Below are 18140 nucleotides of genomic sequence, written 5' to 3' on the forward strand. Positions count from 1 at the left end.
GAATCTTGCAGATGAGATTAATATAAATCTTAATGCTCTAAGCTTAGGCATTGTTTTGGTAGTATTTTTCTTGTAAAAGCAGCAAACGGTGATCGTCTTTATTTAACTGATAGTCTTTATCAAATTTTTTACGCACGATTTGTTCGATAATGGCAAGTTTATCTTCTGATTTTTCATCAAATAAATCAAGCACAAGAGCGTAGAATTGGATATTTGTAGCAATATATTCTAGAGCCTTATCACGCTCTTGCATAAAAAGTTGTTCATTTTTGATGTATTTTTTAAGCCTTATCACAATATGAATAAAAACGCGCTGTATCAAATGGGGCTTAAGATAAAGTGATAAAATCCTAGGCAAATCATCAAGGAGGACTTCAAGATGCTCTTTTTGCATAAAAAGCAACACAGGCAAAATCATAATGATATTTTCAGTATTTTTATCAGCCGAGCGGGATTCTAATTTAAGCCATAAGCGTTTTAAAAAGCCATATTGATATGAATCTAGACCTTTTTTAGGCTTTACTTTTGGCTTTGCAGATTCAGGGATTATCTCTACTTTTGGCTTCTCTACCATAGATTTTGGAGATTTTGGCTCACTCGCCATAGACTTAGAATCTGCCCCTTTGGGCTTAGTAGGTTTTTGTTTAGTTTGTTTTAGCTGCTCATTCATTGCAAATCTCCGTGCCAATGCCCTGCGTAGTAAAAAGCTCCAAAAGCAAGGAGTGTTCTATACGCCCATCAATGATATGCGCCTTTTCTACGCCATTTTTCACACAATCCACACACGCCTCTAGTTTTGGAATCATACCCCCGCTAATCACTCCCTCTTTTTTGAGCGTCTCAATATGTTTTGGTGTGAGCGAGGAAATAAGCTCTTTATTGGCATCTAATACCCCGGCAATATCGCTCAAAAAAATTACTTTTTGTGCCTTAAGAGCTTTTGCAATATGGCAAGCAGCAAGGTCAGCATTGATATTATAGCCCAAATGTCCCGCACTCTCGCCTGTGGCAATAGGCGCAATTACAGGCACAAAACCATCATTGATGACTTGCAGGAGAAATTCAGGATTTACCTGTGTAATCTCGCCTGTGTAGCCAAGTGCGCCATTATCTTTTGCTACTGCTTGAAGTAAATGTGCGTCCTTGCCACTCATACCCACTGCCTTTGCGCCGTGAAAGTTTAAAAAAGCTGTGAGTTCTTTATTAATTTCGCCACTTAGCACCATTTCTACTACACGCATAGAATCTGCGCAAGTTATGCGATAACCATCTTTAAAGGAGCTTTTTATCCCCATATTATCGAGTATTTCATTAATGCGTTTGCCTCCGCCGTGAATAATCACAGGTTTTAGTCCAAGCATATACATCATCACAATATCAAGGGCGAATTTTTCTTTGAGTTCTAGGCTGCTTTGGGCTGCACCGCCGTATTTAATGACAATAATTTTGCCACGAAAGATTCTAATGAATGGGAGAGAATCTAGCAATATTTTCACAACCCTTGCATTTTTTTGCATAAACTAACCCTTGAGCAAAAGATGAATGCTATTATATCTCAAATTTTATGCAAAGGATAAGAGATGAAAATGGTTATACTTGATGCGGATACTCTAGGCAAGTGTGATTTGGGCGAGATAAAGGCATTAGGCGAGCTTGTAAGCTATGGCTTTAGCGCACCAAATGAAGTGATTTCTCGCTGTGCTGGGGCGGAAGTGATACTTACAAATAAAGTCGTGCTTGATGAAGCAATTTTATCTCAACTTCCTAGTGTGAAGCTCATTTGTATCACAGCTACGGGAATGAATAATGTTGATTTAGAATATGCAGCAAAAAGGGGCATTGTTGTTAAAAATGTTGCCGGATATTCCACAGATTCTGTTGCACAGCATACGATGAGTATATCACTACATCTTTTGGCAAGACTTGGCTATTATGATAGTTATTGCAAAAGCGGTGCGTATTGTAAGAGTGAAATTTTTGTGCATATTAATGGGGGTTTGCGTGAGATAAAACATCTGCAATGGGGGATTATTGGCTTTGGGAATATCGGGCAAAGAGTAGCAGCACTTGCTCAAGCTTTTGGCGCAGAGGTAAGTTATTACTCCACAAGTGGCAAAAATGCTCAAATGGGTTTTATGCGAAAGGATTTAGAGAGCTTACTTTCAACAAGTGATATTATTTCTATCCACGCTCCGCTCAATCCTCAAACAAAAAATCTCTTAAATCGCACAAATTTATGGCTTTTAAAAGATGGTGCGGTGCTTATAAATGTTGGACGCGGTGGGATTGTTAATGAAGAAGACATAGCAGAATTGCTCAAAAGTAAGGATATGTATTTTGGCACAGATGTGCTAGAGTGTGAGCCAATGAGGGCAAATCACCCCTTTTTGAATCCAAATATTGCGCATAAATTGCTCCTTACACCTCATATTGCGTGGGCGTATGATAGAGCAAGAGAGCGTTTAATCACACTCACTGCGCAAAATATACGCGATTATATTCAATAAGCAGGAGTAGCTCAAAAAAAAATCTAATTCCTTAGGTTTTATAAGCATAAAAAAGAAAAAAGAGCTAAAATGTAACGTTTTTTTTTTTTTTGATTTTTAGGGCATAATATTTTTTTAAAAATACCTTACTATAAGGTAAGAGCTTTTAAAATTAAAGCTGTTCTTTAAGAAAGGGGTTCTTAAATGAGTAGAGAAAAAGTCGTAAATGGTTTTTTGGTATCTAAGACTGATCCAAAAGGAAAAATTACTTATTGCAATGAGGCGTTTATTAATATTTCAGGATTTACTGAAGAAGAGCTTTTAGGCAAACCACATAATATCGTGCGTCATACGGATATGCCACGCAGTATCTTTGCGTATTTATGGAAAAAAATATCAAATAAAGAGGAAGTGAATGTATATGTGAAGAATCTCGCAAAAAATGGAGATTATTATTGGGTTTTTGCAAATGTAACCCCCTCGCTTGATATTAGAGGCAATATTATAGGGTATTACTCTGTGCGTAGAAAACCCAATGCAAGGGGAATTGAGAGTGCTACTGCTTTATATGCCAAAATCAAAGAGGCAGAAAATAATGGTGGCATAGAATCTGGTTTGGCATTTTTTCGTCAATATTTTCAAGATTTGGGGCAAAGCTATGAAAGTTTTGTCTTGCATTTGCAGGTAGAAGATGAGCACAGCAAGGAGGATAAAAAATGATTATAGGCATTTTAGCTATTGTATGTGTTGGGTTATTGGGCTATATCATATTTCTTAAGGCAAAGGTGGCACAAGATAAAGATTCGATAAGGAGAATCAAACATCTTATTGATGAAGTTTTAAAGGGTAATTTTGAGCCACGAATCACAAATCTTGGCAATACAGAGCTTCATAAGATTGCTCGAGGCTTGAATGGGCTTCTTGATAACCTAGAGACATTTATACGCGAGAATAATACTGTGATTCGCAAATCCCTAGAAATGGGGAGTTACAGACCATTTTTAACCGATGGTATTTTGCCAAATCTGCAAATGGTGGGCAAACATATCAATGATAATGTGAATGTGGTACAAGAAATAGAGCGACTCAATGCAAACAGGGAGCTTAACTTCGCCCTAAGAAATATCAATAAAAATCCCCAACAGCAAAAAGACATACAGACAAGCTTCCACGAAGTTCTTTCGCTCATTAACGATATGTCAAGTAAGATTTACACAATGGCTACTCGCTCTGAAGAAAACTATAAAAATGTGGCGACTTCTATGACTTCGCTTGAGCAAACCCGCGCACTTGTATCGGCAAATAATGAAGCCGTAGGTGACTTAAGCACACAATCTACGGAGATAAACTCAATTGTTAATATGATCAATGAAGTAGCTGAACAAACTAACCTCTTAGCCTTAAATGCTGCTATTGAAGCCGCGCGTGCAGGAGAACACGGGCGAGGCTTTGCAGTCGTGGCTGATGAGGTGCGAAAGCTTGCAGAAAAGACCCAGCACTCTACAAAAGATATTTGGACACAAATCAATCTTTTTCAACAAGCTACAAATGAGATTTATGAAAACTCTCAAAAAATGCTTGAGCAAATGAATGATTTTGGGGAAACAATGAGCGAATTTGAGAACTTATTCCAAGAGATTAGCACTAATTCCGCACAGATTAATACCTCTACGCGAGTGGTAACAGCAATTTTAAATGGCAATATTTTGATTACTGATTATCTTATCTTTAAAAGTGATGTGTATGAAAATGTGTTTAAGGAAGTCAATGATGAGCATCTTGCAAGCCATATTTCTGAAATCTTTGATGAATGGCTTACAAAACGAGGGCAAATAAATTATGGTGGAACAAATGAATTGCAAGCTATTATTGATTCTCATAATACTATGGTAGAATCTGCTAAAATTGGTGTGCCAGAAGCAATATCTTGCAATGAAAATGCGTGCCACCCTGATGTTTTAAACCATTTTAAAACAATGGAAAATGCAAGTACTACGCTCTTTAAAGCCATTAATGAGTTAAAAAATGTATGGAGAGCAAAAGTTGCCCAACAAGATTCGGATAAAGTATAAGTTTTGTCCCTGCTCTAGAATCTTTTAATGTAGATTCTAGGGGTTAAATATGCCTTATGCTTGCATATGAGGTTTATCGCGCTATTGTGTAAAGTGCTACTCAGCAAAAAAAGAATCTTTTTTCTTTCTTACTTAATACTTGACAAACACTAGGTATCAATTTGTATAATATGCTTCTTACTTATTCAAATATAAAGATATAAGGAGTTTATATGCCATTACTTGATAGCTTTAAGGTTGATCATACGCGTATGCCAGCCCCCGCAGTGCGTTTAGCAAAAAGTATGCAAACCCCAAAGGGCGATGTGATTAGCGTATTTGATTTGCGCTTTTCTCGTCCAAATTGCGAAATCTTAAGCGAAAAGGGCATTCACACAATGGAACATCTCATTGCCGGCTTTATGCGGGAACATCTCAATAATACACACACAGAAATTATTGATATTTCGCCAATGGGCTGTCGCACAGGATTTTATATGAGCGTGATAGGTGCGCCAGATGCTTATGATGTAAAAGAAGCGTGGGAAGCGAGTATGCGCGATGTATTGCGTATCCGCGATGAAAAGGAAATCCCCGAACTCAATATTTATCAATGTGGCACTGCCAAAATGCACTCTCTTAAAGAAGCTCAAGAAATTGCCCAAGCTGTGCTTGATAAGGGCGTGGGTGTGATGAATACACAAGAGTTGCTTTTAAAAGACTTTGCCTAAACTTTAGAGAATTTTTTGTTTTGAAGTAGGTAATAGCTAGGACTTTGTGAGGTATTTAAGTTTATAGCTTTAGCAGGAAGCAAAGCAAAACGCGCAAAATGCAGGATTGGCATATTTTTTGTTTTTATGTTTTTGTATTTATTGACCTCTATTGTTATGATTTCTTCTTGTAAGATGAGGTTGTACATCAAAATGTTATGTTGAAGGAGAGAGAATGAAAAAAATGAGTGCGTTGTCCTTTGTGATTGCATTCTGCATTTTGGGTGTGTTTGTGGGCTGCAAGGATTCTCAACAAGATGGACAGCAAAGACCAACTCTCAAGGTAGAAACGCAAAGAATCACGCATCAAAATGTGCCTTTAAGCTTTGAATATGCGGCACGTTTTAAGAGTGTCCAAAGTGTGAAAATCTATGCAAGGGTGCAAGGTGTGCTTTTATCAAAAAATTTCAAAGAGGGTGATATTGTCCAAGAAGAGCAATTACTTTTTAAGATTGATCCTTCACGTTATCAAGCAAAAGTCAATCAAGCAAAGGCTCAAAGGCAATCTGCAGAGGCAAATTTTATTAAGGCAAATCGTGATTGGCAACGCGTAGAAAAGCTCTATAAACAAGGGGTTTATACTATTGATCAATATGATACTTCTCGTGCTAATTTTCTCTCTGCTCAAGCAAATGTCGCAAACGCACAAGCTGCACTTGATGATGCTAATATAGATTTAGGATATACTGATGTTGTGGCAACTATAAGTGGCAGAATCGGTATGCGTAGCTATGATGTGGGGAATCTTGTGGGGGTAAGCGGACAAGATGTATTAGGCACAATCACGCAGCTTAGCCCTATTTATGCGGAATTTGCTATCCCCAATGTGGATTATTATTTTATGCGTGGTTTAGAAAATTCTCGCATTCAAGTGGAATTTTTACTTGGCAATGGAAAGGTATATGAGAAAATAGGTGCGCTTGATTTTGTTGATAGTGTGCTTGATGAGCAGACAGCAACCATAAGGGCGCGAGCTATTGTGGATAATGATGGGTATAAGCTGCTACCTAATGAGTTTGTGCGTGTGCGACTAAAGGGCTTTGAAGCACAAAATGCAATCGCTATACCAGAGAGTGCGCTTTTGCAAGATACACAAGGAAGCTATGTGTATGTCATAAAAGATGGCAAGGCAAAAATGGCTCGTATTGTTTTAGGACAGCAACTCCCCAATGGAGAAATGCTTATCCCAAGTGGTTTGCAAGAAGGAGATGAACTTATCCTTAATCAACTCTCTAAAATTCGAGATGATAGTCCTGTTGAATCTGTAAGTAAAGCAAAAGCTCAAGTGGATTCACCAAAGCAGTAGGGAGGCAATATGTCAAGATTCTGTATTGAACGTCCCATTTTTGCTATGGTGCTTTCTGTTGTAATTACGCTTGTTGGGGCAATTTGTATCAATATCTTGCCCGTGGAGGAATATCCGCAAGTTGTGCCTAATGAAATTATGGTGCAAACCACATATAGCGGTGCGAGCGCGGAAGTGGTAGCAAATACGGTAGCAAGCATCTTAGAAGATAGCATTAATGGTGTAGAGGGAATGCTCTATATGAAATCTTCATCAACTTCAAGTGGGAGTTTGACTATTAGTGTGTTTTTTCCTAATGATGCTAATGCTGATATGGCATTAGTTAATGTCAATAACCGCGTGCAGGGTGCTTTAAGGCAGCTTCCTACTGAAGTGCAAAGAGTGGGGGTAACGGTAAGAAAGCGCTCCTCTACACTCTTGCAAGTGTATGCAATATATTCGGATAATCCTGCACACGATATTACTTATATAGCAAATTATGCAATTTTAAATGTAGTCAATGAAATTAAACGCGTGGCGGGTGTGGGCGATGTGAATGTTTTTGCACAGCGGGATTATTCTATGCGCGTGTGGCTTGATATCGATAAACTCTCACAAAATAACCTCACTCCCGCAGAAGTGGCTGCAGTGCTTTCTGAACAAAATGCACAATTTGCGATTGGTTCATTTGGTAAAGAACCCATAAGAAGCAATATTGCCTTTACTTATTCTATCACTACGCAGGGGCGATTTATTAGCCCCGAAGAATTTGGTAATATCATTATTCGGGCAAATACAGATGGTTCATCACTGCGCTTAAGAGATATAGCACAAATTGAGCTAGGCGCAAAAGATTATAGTGTGAGTTCTTTTCTTGATGGCAAAAACTCTGTGGCTTTTGGTATCGCATTGCAGCCCGGTGCTAATGCGCTTGATGTCGCAGATAGGGTGGAAAAGGAGATAGAAGAATTATCAAAAAATTTCCCCAATGGTATGCGATATAAGATTGCAAATGACAATACAAGATTTGTGAAAATTTCTATCAAAGAAGTTGTAAAGACTTTTATTGAAGCCATTATTTTGGTGGTTATTATTATGTATTTTTTCTTGCAAAACTTCCGCGCGACTATTATTCCTGTGATTGCCATTCCTGTATCTATTATAGGGACTTTTGCAGGTATGTATGTGCTAGGATTTTCTATCAATCTCCTTTCGCTTTTTGGGCTTATTTTGGCTATCGGGATTGTGGTTGATGATGCTATTATTGTGATTGAAAATGTAGAGAGAATCCTCCATAATGAGCGGAATGAAAAGGGCGAAAAATATTCTGTTAAAGAAGCGACTATAAAGGCAATGAGTGAGATTCAAGGACCTGTTGTTGCTATCGTGCTTGTGCTATGCTCGGTGTTTATCCCTGTGGCATTTATTGGCGGATTCACAGGAGCAATTTATCAGCAATTTGCTATTACTATTGTGATTTCAGTGATTATTTCAGGTTTTGTGGCTCTCACTTTAACTCCTGCATTATGTGTATCGATTCTAAAAGCCAAAGAACCTAAGCCATTTTATTTAGTCAAGCGATTTAATGAGGTTTTTGATTGGCTTACACATAAATTTGGTGAGCAAATTGGCAAGGCTTTGCGCAGAGGTTCGGCTCTTTTATTATGTTTTGGAGGTATTTTAATTGTTACTTGGGGCTTACTTGTAAAGCTTCCTACCGGACTTGTGCCGAGTGAGGATAAAGGGATAGTGATAAACTTTATTCAGCTACCTCCAGCTGCCTCATTATCGCGCACCATTACCGAAGGGCAAAAGGCTTTAGCATTTTTGGAGCAAGAAGAAAGCACACAGCAAAATACGCTTATTGCAGGTTTTGATATGTTAGCAAGTGCTGCGCGCACTTCGGGTGCGGTAATATTTACAGCTCTTAAAGATTGGAGTGAGCGCAAAGAAAGCGCACTTGAGTTTTCGCAAAAAGCTATGGGTGCGCTTAATGCAAGTCTTGATGCTTTTGTTTTAAGCACTACTCCACCGGCAATTATGGGGCTTTCCACAGTGGGAGGATTTGAGCTTTATATTCAAGATAGAAGTGGAGGCACGATTAAAGACTTAGAAAAATATGCTAATTTATTTGCAGCAGAAGCTAATAAGCGTGAGGAACTCACAGGGGTGAGGAGTCTATTTAGCGCAAATATTCCGCAATATCATTTAGAACTTGATAGAGAGAGAGCAAAGGCTATGAATGTCAATGTAGATGATGTTTTTACGACTTTGCAAAGCACATTGGGGCAGTATTATGTAAATGATTTTAATCTCTATGGCAAGTCTTATCAAGTCAATGTGCAGGCTTTGAGTGAATTTAGAGAAACTCCGGAGGATTTAAGCCATATTTTTGTGAAATCACATAATGGCGATTTGATTCCCATAAGCGCACTTGTGAAGTTTGAGCGGGTAGTTGGGGCAGATATTGTAGATAGATTCAATTCTTTTACAAGTGCAAAAATTATCGGCAACCCTGATGAAAGCAAGGGATATTCAAGCGGAGTTGCGTTGCAAGTGATTGAGCAATTAGCCAAAGAGGTATTGCCCGAGGGCTATACTATTGCTTATAGTGGCACAAGTTATCAAGAAAAAAGCGCGAGTGGCACAGGAAAAATTGCCTTTGTGTTCGGGCTTATTTTTGTTTTTTTGATTTTATGTGCGCAATATGAGCGGTGGCTGATGCCTCTTTCAGTAATAAGTGCTGTGCCTTTTGCTGTTTTTGGAGCAAGTGCAGCAACAGCATTAAGAGGTTTGAGTGCAGATGTATATTTTCAAGTGGGATTAGTGATGCTCATTGCTCTATCAGCTAAAAATGCTATTTTGATTGTGGAATTCGCCCAACATTTGCACGAGAAGGAAGGCAAGAGTATCTTAGAATCTGCCATAGGTGCAGCAAAGCTAAGATTCCGCCCTATCATTATGACTTCACTTGCTTTTAGTATCGGGGTGCTTCCCTTAGCTCTAAGCACAGGAGCGGGAAGCGCGAGTAGGCACGCTATTGGCACAGGGGTAATTGGCGGAATGCTAGCAGCAACATTTATCGCTATCTTTTTTATCCCTCTTTTTTGGAGTTATATTGCGCGATTATCAGAGTGGCTTAAAAAAAGGCGGCAATAATATTAATAAATCTGCTTTGGCAGGGGGTATTGATAGTCAAAGAATCATAATAGATTCTAGATTTTTTGAGTTTTTAGAATCTAGAATCTTACTTTTTTATAATGGGGGCAAAATATTTAAAGAGGGGATAAACCTTTTTGCAATAAATAAAGAAAGATGCAAAAATATTTTTTAGATTCTGTGTTTAAGCTAAAATCTAAACTCAAGGCTTGTATTTTTTAGATTCTAAAAATTTTAGAAAGTTATATTCTTTTAGGCTTAAATACGAGTGCATATTTGGTGATGTATGTTTCACTCTCTAATAATTTATTCAAAGGGGTATAAAGATTCTAATGAGGTTATTTCACAAAAAGCAGATGATGAAACTCTGTTGAGATACTACTCATAAAAAGCGGTGCATAGGGAGTATTTTCTGCCAAAATCGTGCAAAAGTGCATTATATCTTTTTGTGAGCCAAGACACTCTGCACACATTTTTAGAATCTGTGGAGCGAAATCTTTAGGGATATGTTTTGGAGCGTGTAAGCGAGAGGTAAAGTGTTTGTGGATTCTATGCACAAGCATTTTGTTTCGAATTTCTACAATCATTGAATCTATGGGGAGTTTAATAAACATCAAATCCTCTTGGGGATTGAGTGAGAGATAGGTCATATCCACGCCAAAAATTTTTGTGCTATATGAATCAAAAAGATAGAGGCTTTTATTGTAGTTATCTTCAAAATTCTCTATCATCAGCTCTAGCACCGCTAATCGCTCTTTGATTGTATAGATATTGCCTATGGGCGAGAATGCAAAGCGCAATAAGGATTCTATACTATACCATTCTATACTCTCAAATCCGTGTTCGAGCATCAGTTCATAGCGCATTTGGCGGAGGTGTGTTGCGCGTGGAGAATGCCCAAACTTGTAGGGAAAGGCAACAATTTTATCACGATAGGCTGGAGAGGGGAAGCGAGGGTGGATTACAAATCGCCGCTTAGATTCTTTATCTAAAATATATTCTAAACTCCCTTCATAGCCCTCATCAATGACTCTTATCTCACTTTTTGGAATCTGTGTGAGTAAGAAAAAAAACTCATCATCGCTACAGTCTTTATCCCAAATGCGCTCTGAATAGCGAAAATGTTGTGATATGAGCCTTAAAACCTCGTTTGATGGCTCTTTATTGACATTTTTATCAATCCAAGAAGTGAGTGTGCGTCTATCTTTGCCAATAATCTGTGCAAAACGCGAGATGCTAAGATTTGAGCGTTCATAAATAATAAGCAATCGATCTAAAATACTTAATGCCATCATTATCCTTAAATATTTAAAGCTTTTCTTTACTTATTGTATAGATTTTTGTAAAAAAGAATAGCCTATATGGTTCATTTCTTGGCTGTGATGCTTCAAAATTGCACAATTTTTGTGCATAAATAAATATTATGTGTAAAAATTGTAGAAAAGTCTCAAAAGTTGTGCAAGACAAAATAAGATATTCTAGTATAGAATGTTTTATTCTTTAAAATATAGCAAACCAAGCCTAGCTTAGGACTTGTTATATTTTAAGAAAATTTGCGTGAAAGGGTTGCATTATGGATATATATCAGTTATATAAGCAAAAGCTCACAAGCACAGCTGATGCGGTTAAAGTGATTAAGTCTGGCGATTGGGTGGATTATGGTTGGGCTGTTACCACTCCTGTGGCACTTGATGCTGCCCTAAGTCAGCGCATACAAGAATTAGATGATGTAAAGCTTCGCGGGGGGGTGTTAGTGCAAGTCCCTGAAGTTTTCAAAGTCGATACAGGGGGCAAACACGCTTCTTGGCATACTTGGCACGCAAGTGGCATAGGACGAAAGCTCATTGAGCAAGGTTTGGGATTTTATATTCCTATGCGATATTCTGAATTGCCTCGATATTATGTAGAGACAAAGGCAAAACCAAATGTAGCAATGATGCAGGTTGCACCTATGGATAAGCACGGATATTTTAATTTTGGTCCAAGTGCATCGCATTTAGATACTTGTGTAAAAACAGCAGATATTGTGATTGTAGAAGTTAATAAAAATATGCCTCGCTGTTTGGGTGGATTTGGCACAGAGGTGCATATCTCACAAGTAGATATGGTTGTAGAAGGGGATAATCCGCCCCTTGTAGAAGTAGGCTCTTCAGCTCCAACAGATGTGGATAAAGCTGTGGCAAAGCTTATTGTGGAGGAGATTAGCAATGGCGCGTGCATACAGCTTGGCATAGGCGGTATGCCAAATGCAGTTGGTTCTTTTATTGCACAATCTGATTTGAAAGATTTAGGTGTGCATACAGAAGTGTATGTTGATGCGTTTGTAGAGATGAGCGAAGCGGGTAAGATTAATGGAAGCAAAAAAAATATCAATAAAGGGCGACAAACCTATTCTTTTGCAATGGGAACTAAAAAACTTTATGATTTTTTAGATAATAACCCTGAATGTATGAGCGCACCTGTGGATTATACAAATGATATACGCACGATTGCTGCGCTTGAGAATTTTGTATCAATTAATAATGCTGTGGATATAGATATTTTTGGGCAGGTTAATTCTGAATCTTCAGGCACAAGACATATTAGTGGTGCGGGTGGGCAGCTAGATTTCGTGCTTGGGGCGTATTTGGCAAAAAATGGTAAGAGCTTTATTTGTTGTAGTTCAACAATGAAAGCAAAAGATGGCACATTAAAAAGCAGAATCTTGCCTACTTTGCACGAGGGAAGTATTGTTACAGCCACAAGGGCAAATGTGCATTATCTCGTAACAGAATATGGTAAGGCAAATCTTAAAGGCTTATCAACTTGGGAAAAATGTGAGGCGATTATTTCTTTAGCACACCCTGATTTTAGAGAGGAACTTATTGCCCAAGCAGAAAAGATGAAAATCTGGCGCGCAAGCAATAAGATTCGCCCTTAAATTACCATAAAAGGAGGAAATGAGACTAAAATATCTACTCAAATTCACAAAAAGGAGCAAAATGAAAACACAAGGAACAAAACTAAGAGAGGCAGTAGAGCAATATAAGCCCTTGCAGATTCTAGGCGTGATTAATGCTTATAGTGCGATTCAAGCACAAAAGTGTGGAGCAAAGGCATTATATTTAAGTGGTGGTGCATTAGCTGCAATGAGTTTGGGTGTGCCTGATTTAGGGATTAGCTCACTTGAAGATGTATGTGTTGATGTGCGTAGAATCACTGCTGCTAGTGATTTGCCTTTGCTTGTTGATGCAGATACAGGCTGGGGTGGAGCGTTTAATATCGCACGAACCATAAGAGAGCTTACGCGAAGTGGCGCGGGAGGCTGTCATATTGAAGATCAAGTTGCACAAAAAAGATGCGGACATCGCCCCAATAAAGAGTTAGTAAGCCCACAAGAGATGTGCGATAGAGTAAAGGCAGCAGTAGATGCGCGTTTGGATTCAAGTTTTGTTGTGATGGCGCGCACAGATGCTCACGCGAGTGAGGGACAACAAGCAGCACTTGATAGAGCGGCTTTATATGTAGAATCTGGTGCAGATATGATATTTGCCGAGGCAATTCATACGCTCGAGGAATATAAACAATTCACACAGCATATCAAAGTCCCTGTGTTGGCAAATATTACGGAATTTGGCAAAACCCCCTACTTTACACGCGATGAGCTAGGAAGCGTAGGCATTTCTATGGTGCTTTATCCGCTTTCGGCTGCTAGAGCAATGTGTAAGGCAGCACTTGGGGTATTTGAGGATATTATCCAAAATGGTTCACAGAAAAAGAGTATCGAGTCTATGCAAACACGTGCAGAGTTGTATGAGACTTTGGGTTATCACGAATATGAGCAAAAGCTAGATAAGCTTTTTAATCAAAATAAATCAAAATAAAGGAGGTATTTATGGGAGAAGCTATTAAAAATACAAAGGTTGGAGGACTTGCAGGCGTTAATGCAGGGCAATCTGCTATTTGCACCGTTGGCACAGGACACGGATTAAATTATCGAGGCTATGATATTTATGATTTGGCGCGTGAGTGCGAGTTTGAAGAAGTTGCCTATTTGCTTTTGCGAGAAAAATTGCCCAATAAAGCAGAGCTAGAATCTTTTAAAAAAGAACTTATAGGCGCAAGAGCTTTGCCTCAAAAGCTTAAAGATACATTGAAGCTTTTGCCTAAAGATGCGCACCCTATGGATATTATGCGCACTGCTTGTTCTATGCTTGGCTGTCTTGAGCCAGAATCTTATGATGTAATGAAAGCATCTTTCCCAATGCAACAAAAGATTGGCGTAAGACTTCTAGGTATTTTTCCTTCAGTGCTTGCGTATTGGCATCATTATCACACAAGCGGTAAGGAGATTAGCACAGATTCTAAGCAAGATACTATTGCCGGATATTTCCTTGAAATACTCCACCAAAAGCCACCAAAAGATTTGTGGATTAAAGCAATGCACGTAAGTCTTATTTTGTATGCTGAACACGAATTTAATGCAAGCACCTTTACTGCGCGTGTAATTACTGCGACAATGTCAGATGTGTATTCAGGTATCACAGGGGCTATTGGTGCGCTTAGAGGTCCATTGCACGGCGGTGCGAATGAAGCAGCAATGGAGCTTATCGCAGAGTATAAATCACCCAAAGAAGCAGAGCAAGGGATTTTAGACAAGCTTGCAAGAAAAGATAAGATTATGGGCTTTGGACATCGTGTATATGTCAAGTCTGACCCACGCAATGTTGTTATTAAAGAATGGAGCAAGAAATTAAGCGAAGATGTGGGTGATACAAAGGGGCTTTATCCTATCAGTGAAGCGATAGAAAAGGTAATGTGGGATCAAAAGAAACTCTTCCCTAATTTGGATTTTTATAGTGCCTCTGCTTATCATTTTATGGGAATCCCAACGCCTTATTTTACGCCAATTTTCATCTTTTCACGCACTTCAGGTTGGTTAGCACATATTTTTGAGCAAAGAGCGAATAATAAACTTATCCGCCCAAGTTCAGAATATATAGGACCAGACAATAAAGCATTTGTGCCAATGCAAAATCGCTAAGATATTTTATTTTTACTAAGGAGTTACAATGAGCCACGATATGGGTATTTTAGAGACAAAACGACCAGAGTTTGATGAGTTACTTACAAAAATCGCGCGTTATGCGCTTGAGTTTGATATTAAATCTCCTCTTGCGTATGAAACAGCGCGCTACTGCCTTATGGATACGATTGGTTGCGGACTTTTAGCACTGAATTTCCCCGCTTGCACAAAGCTTTTGGGACCAGTGGTAGAAGGTGCAGAATTTCGCCCATTGGGGGCGAAGATTCCCGGGACAAGCTATCAGCTTGAGCCAGAGAGAGCAGCGTTTAATGTTGGCGCTATGGTGCGTTGGCTTGATTTTAATGATACTTGGCTTGCAGCAGAGTGGGGACACCCAAGCGATAATTTAGGAGCGATTTGGGCAGTGGCTGATTATTTAAGCCGCAAAAATATTGCCGAAGGTAAAGCTCCCTTGCTCGTGAAAGATGTGCTTAAGGGAATGATTAAGGCTCACGAGATTCAAGGTGTTTTAGCACTTGAAAATAGCTTTAATAAAGTGGGCTTAGATCATGTATTGCTTGTGCGCATTGCTTCTACTGCAGTAGCTTGTGTGATGCTTGGGGGTAATTTTGAAGAAGTGCGCAACGCAGTGAGCCACGCTTTTATTGATGGTGGTGCGCTTAGAACATATCGCCACGCTCCAAACACAGGTAGTCGCAAAAGTTGGGCAGCAGGTGATGCAAGCAGTAGAGGAGTGAATCTTGCGCTTAAAGCCCTAAGTGGTGAAATGGGCTACCCAAGTGCGTTAAGTGCGAAATTTTGGGGGTATGAAGATGTGAAGATGAAAGGACAAAAGCTTACAATTCCACAAGATTTTGGAAGCTATGTAATGGAGAATGTGCTTTTCAAAATCAGCTTCCCGGCAGAATTCCACGCTCAAACTGCGGTTGAAGCAGCTCTCAAACTCCACGATAAAGTTAAAGACCGCTTGAATGATATAGAAAAAATCATCATCACTACTCAAGAATCTGGACATCGTATTATTAATAAGGTAGGCGAGCTTGCAAATCCTGCCGATAGAGATCATTGTATCCAATATATGGTGGCTGTGCCGCTTGTGTTTGGGCGATTGAGTGCAGAGGATTATGAAGATAGTGTGGCAAAAGACCCACGAATTGATGCCTTAAGAGATAAAATGGTTGTTGAAGTTGATGATCGCTATACAAGAGAGTATTTAGAGGCGGATAAGAGAAGTATCGCAAATGCGGTGCAAGTATTCTTTAAAGATGGCTCAAAGACTGATAAGGTGGAGGTTGAATATCCTATCGGGCATAAGAGACGCAGAGATGAAGGAATCCCTGTGCTTGTGAGCAAGTTTAAACGCAATATTGCTCTTAAACTTAGCCCTAAAAAATGTGCAATGATTGAGAAGCTTTGCAGCGACCAAAAGGCTTTAGAATCTACGCCATTTAATGAATTTAGCGATTTATTTGCTTTGTAATCGCCATTTTCACTTCTTGCTTTAATAAAGCCTAGCAGCTGCTAGGCTTAGATTCCAAGAATCTCAAGCTAAAGATGAGCTACAAAACTCACTGATAATTTATATCCCTTTTATTGATATTGCCCTTATTTTTTCTTGCTTCTTAGTTTAATTATAAAATAATATTTATCTTTATAAAATTTACTTTATATTAATTTTTATACAATGTTACTTTTACTCAATAAAATTTTAATATTTATAAGAAGTTAAGTTTTATTTTAATTTTTTGTATATATAATGAAATTGTTTCTAAGTTTTTTATCCTATTTAAATGCCCTAGCACCAATGACCCTATTTATAGTGGTAAGCCTCCATTTTAAAAAAACAGATAGTGCGATAGTTGTTTTTTTGCAACTTGTGCTATCTGTTTTTGTATCATATCATTTTATGCAAAAGGAGCGTTATGATATTTGCCCTAGAGCACATTTATATGTGGCTCATTTTTCTTATTATGCTTTGTGTCAATTATCTTATTTTTTCTTTCAAATATATGCGTAAATGGGAATTCTTAGTAGTATTAATGGGCTATATATGTATAGTAGCTGTGGTTTTGTGGGGGATTTCTTTTGCAGAGTCTATAAGCATAAGCTCTGTCTTTACTGCTTTGGGTGTCAATATGTGGATAACGCTTTGTGTAGGAATATATGCGCTTTTTACTTGCTTTATCTTGGTTTTAGTTATTCAAAGAAAAAAGGAGCAAAAATATCTCTATATTCTTGTGGGTATCATTTTGTGTTTATTTGTTGTAAATGTTGGGTATTATGGTGCAGATATGATTGAGGTATTGTAAAAATATGCGTGTAATATTCTTTTTTGCTTTTATTCTTTATAGCAATGCTTTTGCCTATACTTGTTATAGCTCACATTGCGAGGATATACGCGTAGGTTTAGGCATTCATCATAGCAGGACTTATGACACAGGTGCATATCTTTCTTTGTATATTGGAGGGCATTGGGAGAGATTCTATCTCGCAGGGGGTGCGATGATAGGGCAGATGTATCCTAGCTTTGCCCCCACCATAGATTCAAAGATTCAAAACTATAATTCTCTTTTGTTTTCAGCATACGCCCATATTGGTGCAAAGCTTGGCGGAGAGAATCCTCTTTTTCTTTATGTTGAGGCACTCTTAGAGCGATATGATATTGGAGAAAACCACACTTTTAGTGCAAATCACACTTTTGTAGGTGCATATATGGCTTATCACGCAAGGTTAAGTAGCTCCATAGTGCTTGAAGTAGGAGCAGGTATAAGCCCAAGCATACTTAGAAAATATGTAAGCGAGAGTGCAGAGAGGGGCTTCCTCTCTCAATCAAGCACTTTTGATAGCAGCTTCCGCCTTGAGAGTTTCATTGGTATGCGTTTCAAACGCGGAAATACATATATCAAAAAGAGTGATATATCTGTGCGATTAAATGCTATCTTTTATCATAATAGAATCTATGATTACACTCCTCTCATACTTCCTCCGCGCCAAGACTATGCAATAATGCTTGAATGCGCTATGAGCCTTGAGCATCTCCTTAGCTTTTAGAATCTATATAGATTCTAAAAAGTAAAAATTATTTTTTTTTTTTTGTAGAATCTATTTTATGTTAATTTTTATACAATGTTACTTTTTTTAAATAAAATTTTAATATTTATGATAAATTTAAGTTTTATTTTAATTTTTATAAATATAATGAAATTGTTTCTTGAGATAAATGATTTCCTAGAAACATATATCTTGCTTTACAAGGAGTTTTTATGAAAAAACTTAGTCTTGTTACAATTTTGTCTTTAGGATTAGCTTTTAGCCCGCTTTGCGCAGTAGAATCTAAAAAGAGTGTGGCACAAGATTTAAGTG

15 protein-coding genes are annotated in these 18140 nt (G+C 38.3%); 12 read left to right on the plus strand and 3 right to left on the minus strand.

Features of this window, described 5'->3' with window-relative positions; all coding sequences use genetic code 11:
• Nucleotides 1–43: 43 nt before the first annotated feature.
• Together J1E28_RS01645 and argB are read right to left on the minus strand one after the other, a co-directional pair.
• Nucleotides 44–670, minus strand: coding sequence for a hypothetical protein (locus J1E28_RS01645; protein WP_291026197.1), 627 nt, complete (start codon nucleotides 668–670; stop codon nucleotides 44–46).
• Nucleotides 663–1517, minus strand: coding sequence for an acetylglutamate kinase (gene argB, locus J1E28_RS01650; protein WP_291026198.1), 855 nt, complete (start codon nucleotides 1515–1517; stop codon nucleotides 663–665). Before argB ends, J1E28_RS01645 begins: the two co-directional genes overlap by 8 nt.
• 63 nt (nucleotides 1518–1580) lie before the next feature.
• Between argB and J1E28_RS01655 the strand changes: the two genes are divergently transcribed.
• The 6 genes from J1E28_RS01655 to J1E28_RS01680 all read left to right on the plus strand — a co-directional run bounded on the left by J1E28_RS01655 (nucleotide 1581) and on the right by J1E28_RS01680 (nucleotide 9751).
• Complete coding sequence (locus tag J1E28_RS01655; protein ID WP_291026199.1) at nucleotides 1581–2507, plus strand: D-2-hydroxyacid dehydrogenase; 927 nt, start codon at nucleotides 1581–1583, stop codon at nucleotides 2505–2507.
• Between the two features lie 183 nt (nucleotides 2508–2690).
• Nucleotides 2691–3206 (plus strand): PAS domain-containing protein, encoded by a 516-nt coding sequence (locus J1E28_RS01660; protein ID WP_291026200.1) that lies wholly within the window; start codon nucleotides 2691–2693, stop codon nucleotides 3204–3206.
• Nucleotides 3203–4558, plus strand: a complete 1356-nt coding sequence (locus tag J1E28_RS01665; protein WP_291026201.1) for a HAMP domain-containing methyl-accepting chemotaxis protein — start codon at nucleotides 3203–3205, stop codon at nucleotides 4556–4558. Before J1E28_RS01660 ends, J1E28_RS01665 begins: the two co-directional genes overlap by 4 nt.
• 212 nt (nucleotides 4559–4770) lie before the next feature.
• Nucleotides 4771–5268, plus strand: coding sequence for an S-ribosylhomocysteine lyase (gene luxS, locus J1E28_RS01670; protein ID WP_291026202.1), 498 nt, complete (start codon nucleotides 4771–4773; stop codon nucleotides 5266–5268).
• A gap of 214 nt (nucleotides 5269–5482) precedes the next feature.
• Nucleotides 5483–6613: an efflux RND transporter periplasmic adaptor subunit gene (locus tag J1E28_RS01675; RefSeq protein WP_291026203.1), complete on the plus strand. Its 1131-nt coding sequence runs from the start codon at nucleotides 5483–5485 to the stop codon at nucleotides 6611–6613.
• 9 nt (nucleotides 6614–6622) lie between these two features.
• Nucleotides 6623–9751 carry a multidrug efflux RND transporter permease subunit gene (locus J1E28_RS01680; RefSeq protein WP_291026204.1) on the plus strand — a complete coding sequence of 1043 codons (3129 nt, stop codon included), beginning with the start codon at nucleotides 6623–6625 and terminating at the stop codon, nucleotides 9749–9751.
• A gap of 338 nt (nucleotides 9752–10089) precedes the next feature.
• Here J1E28_RS01680 and J1E28_RS01685 read toward each other — a convergent pair whose 3' ends face one another.
• Entirely contained in the window at nucleotides 10090–11043 is a 954-nt protein-coding gene (locus tag J1E28_RS01685) for a hypothetical protein (protein WP_291026205.1), read from the minus strand.
• Between the two features lie 281 nt (nucleotides 11044–11324).
• Between J1E28_RS01685 and J1E28_RS01690 the strand changes: the two genes are divergently transcribed.
• The 6 genes from J1E28_RS01690 to J1E28_RS01715 all read left to right on the plus strand — a co-directional run bounded on the left by J1E28_RS01690 (nucleotide 11325) and on the right by J1E28_RS01715 (nucleotide 17828).
• A complete protein-coding gene (locus J1E28_RS01690; protein WP_291026206.1) occupies nucleotides 11325–12671 on the plus strand; it encodes a butyryl-CoA:acetate CoA-transferase in 1347 nt (448 codons plus the stop codon).
• Between the two features lie 61 nt (nucleotides 12672–12732).
• The gene (gene prpB, locus J1E28_RS01695) at nucleotides 12733–13614 is read left to right on the plus strand and encodes a methylisocitrate lyase (RefSeq protein WP_291026207.1); all 882 of its coding nucleotides are present in this window, start codon (nucleotides 12733–12735) and stop codon (nucleotides 13612–13614) included.
• Nucleotides 13615–13625: 11 nt separating this feature from the next.
• Nucleotides 13626–14774 carry a 2-methylcitrate synthase gene (prpC, locus tag J1E28_RS01700; protein ID WP_291026208.1) on the plus strand — a complete coding sequence of 383 codons (1149 nt, stop codon included), beginning with the start codon at nucleotides 13626–13628 and terminating at the stop codon, nucleotides 14772–14774.
• A 28-nt stretch (nucleotides 14775–14802) separates the two neighbouring features.
• Nucleotides 14803–16257 carry a 2-methylcitrate dehydratase gene (prpD, locus tag J1E28_RS01705; RefSeq protein WP_291026209.1) on the plus strand — a complete coding sequence of 485 codons (1455 nt, stop codon included), beginning with the start codon at nucleotides 14803–14805 and terminating at the stop codon, nucleotides 16255–16257.
• 442 nt (nucleotides 16258–16699) lie between these two features.
• Complete coding sequence (locus tag J1E28_RS01710) at nucleotides 16700–17086, plus strand: hypothetical protein (RefSeq protein WP_291026210.1); 387 nt, start codon at nucleotides 16700–16702, stop codon at nucleotides 17084–17086.
• Nucleotides 17087–17090: 4 nt separating this feature from the next.
• Complete coding sequence (locus J1E28_RS01715) at nucleotides 17091–17828, plus strand: hypothetical protein (RefSeq protein WP_291026211.1); 738 nt, start codon at nucleotides 17091–17093, stop codon at nucleotides 17826–17828.
• The last annotated feature ends 312 nt before the right edge of the window (nucleotides 17829–18140 follow it).

Source organism: Helicobacter sp. (assembly GCF_022511165.1).
In the GTDB taxonomy this organism is placed as follows: Bacteria; Campylobacterota; Campylobacteria; order Campylobacterales; family Helicobacteraceae; genus Helicobacter_C.

What these genes read in the sequence shown, in the direction of transcription:
- J1E28_RS01655 (WP_291026199.1), top strand. Translation starts at nt 1,581, where the DNA reads ATGAAAATGGTTATACTTGATGCGGATACTCTAGGCAAGTGTGATTTG.
- J1E28_RS01680 (WP_291026204.1), top strand. Translation starts at nt 6,623, where the DNA reads ATGTCAAGATTCTGTATTGAACGTCCCATTTTTGCTATGGTGCTTTCT.
- prpD (WP_291026209.1), top strand. Translation starts at nt 14,803, where the DNA reads ATGAGCCACGATATGGGTATTTTAGAGACAAAACGACCAGAGTTTGAT.
- prpC (WP_291026208.1), top strand. Translation starts at nt 13,626, where the DNA reads ATGGGAGAAGCTATTAAAAATACAAAGGTTGGAGGACTTGCAGGCGTT.
- luxS (WP_291026202.1), top strand. Translation starts at nt 4,771, where the DNA reads ATGCCATTACTTGATAGCTTTAAGGTTGATCATACGCGTATGCCAGCC.
- J1E28_RS01690 (WP_291026206.1), top strand. Translation starts at nt 11,325, where the DNA reads ATGGATATATATCAGTTATATAAGCAAAAGCTCACAAGCACAGCTGAT.
- J1E28_RS01665 (WP_291026201.1), top strand. Translation starts at nt 3,203, where the DNA reads ATGATTATAGGCATTTTAGCTATTGTATGTGTTGGGTTATTGGGCTAT.
- J1E28_RS01675 (WP_291026203.1), top strand. Translation starts at nt 5,483, where the DNA reads ATGAAAAAAATGAGTGCGTTGTCCTTTGTGATTGCATTCTGCATTTTG.
- J1E28_RS01710 (WP_291026210.1), top strand. Translation starts at nt 16,700, where the DNA reads ATGATATTTGCCCTAGAGCACATTTATATGTGGCTCATTTTTCTTATT.
- J1E28_RS01645 (WP_291026197.1), bottom strand. Translation starts at nt 670, where the DNA reads ATGAATGAGCAGCTAAAACAAACTAAACAAAAACCTACTAAGCCCAAA.
- J1E28_RS01660 (WP_291026200.1), top strand. Translation starts at nt 2,691, where the DNA reads ATGAGTAGAGAAAAAGTCGTAAATGGTTTTTTGGTATCTAAGACTGAT.
- J1E28_RS01685 (WP_291026205.1), bottom strand. Translation starts at nt 11,043, where the DNA reads ATGGCATTAAGTATTTTAGATCGATTGCTTATTATTTATGAACGCTCA.
- J1E28_RS01715 (WP_291026211.1), top strand. Translation starts at nt 17,091, where the DNA reads ATGCGTGTAATATTCTTTTTTGCTTTTATTCTTTATAGCAATGCTTTT.
- prpB (WP_291026207.1), top strand. Translation starts at nt 12,733, where the DNA reads ATGAAAACACAAGGAACAAAACTAAGAGAGGCAGTAGAGCAATATAAG.
- argB (WP_291026198.1), bottom strand. Translation starts at nt 1,517, where the DNA reads ATGCAAAAAAATGCAAGGGTTGTGAAAATATTGCTAGATTCTCTCCCA.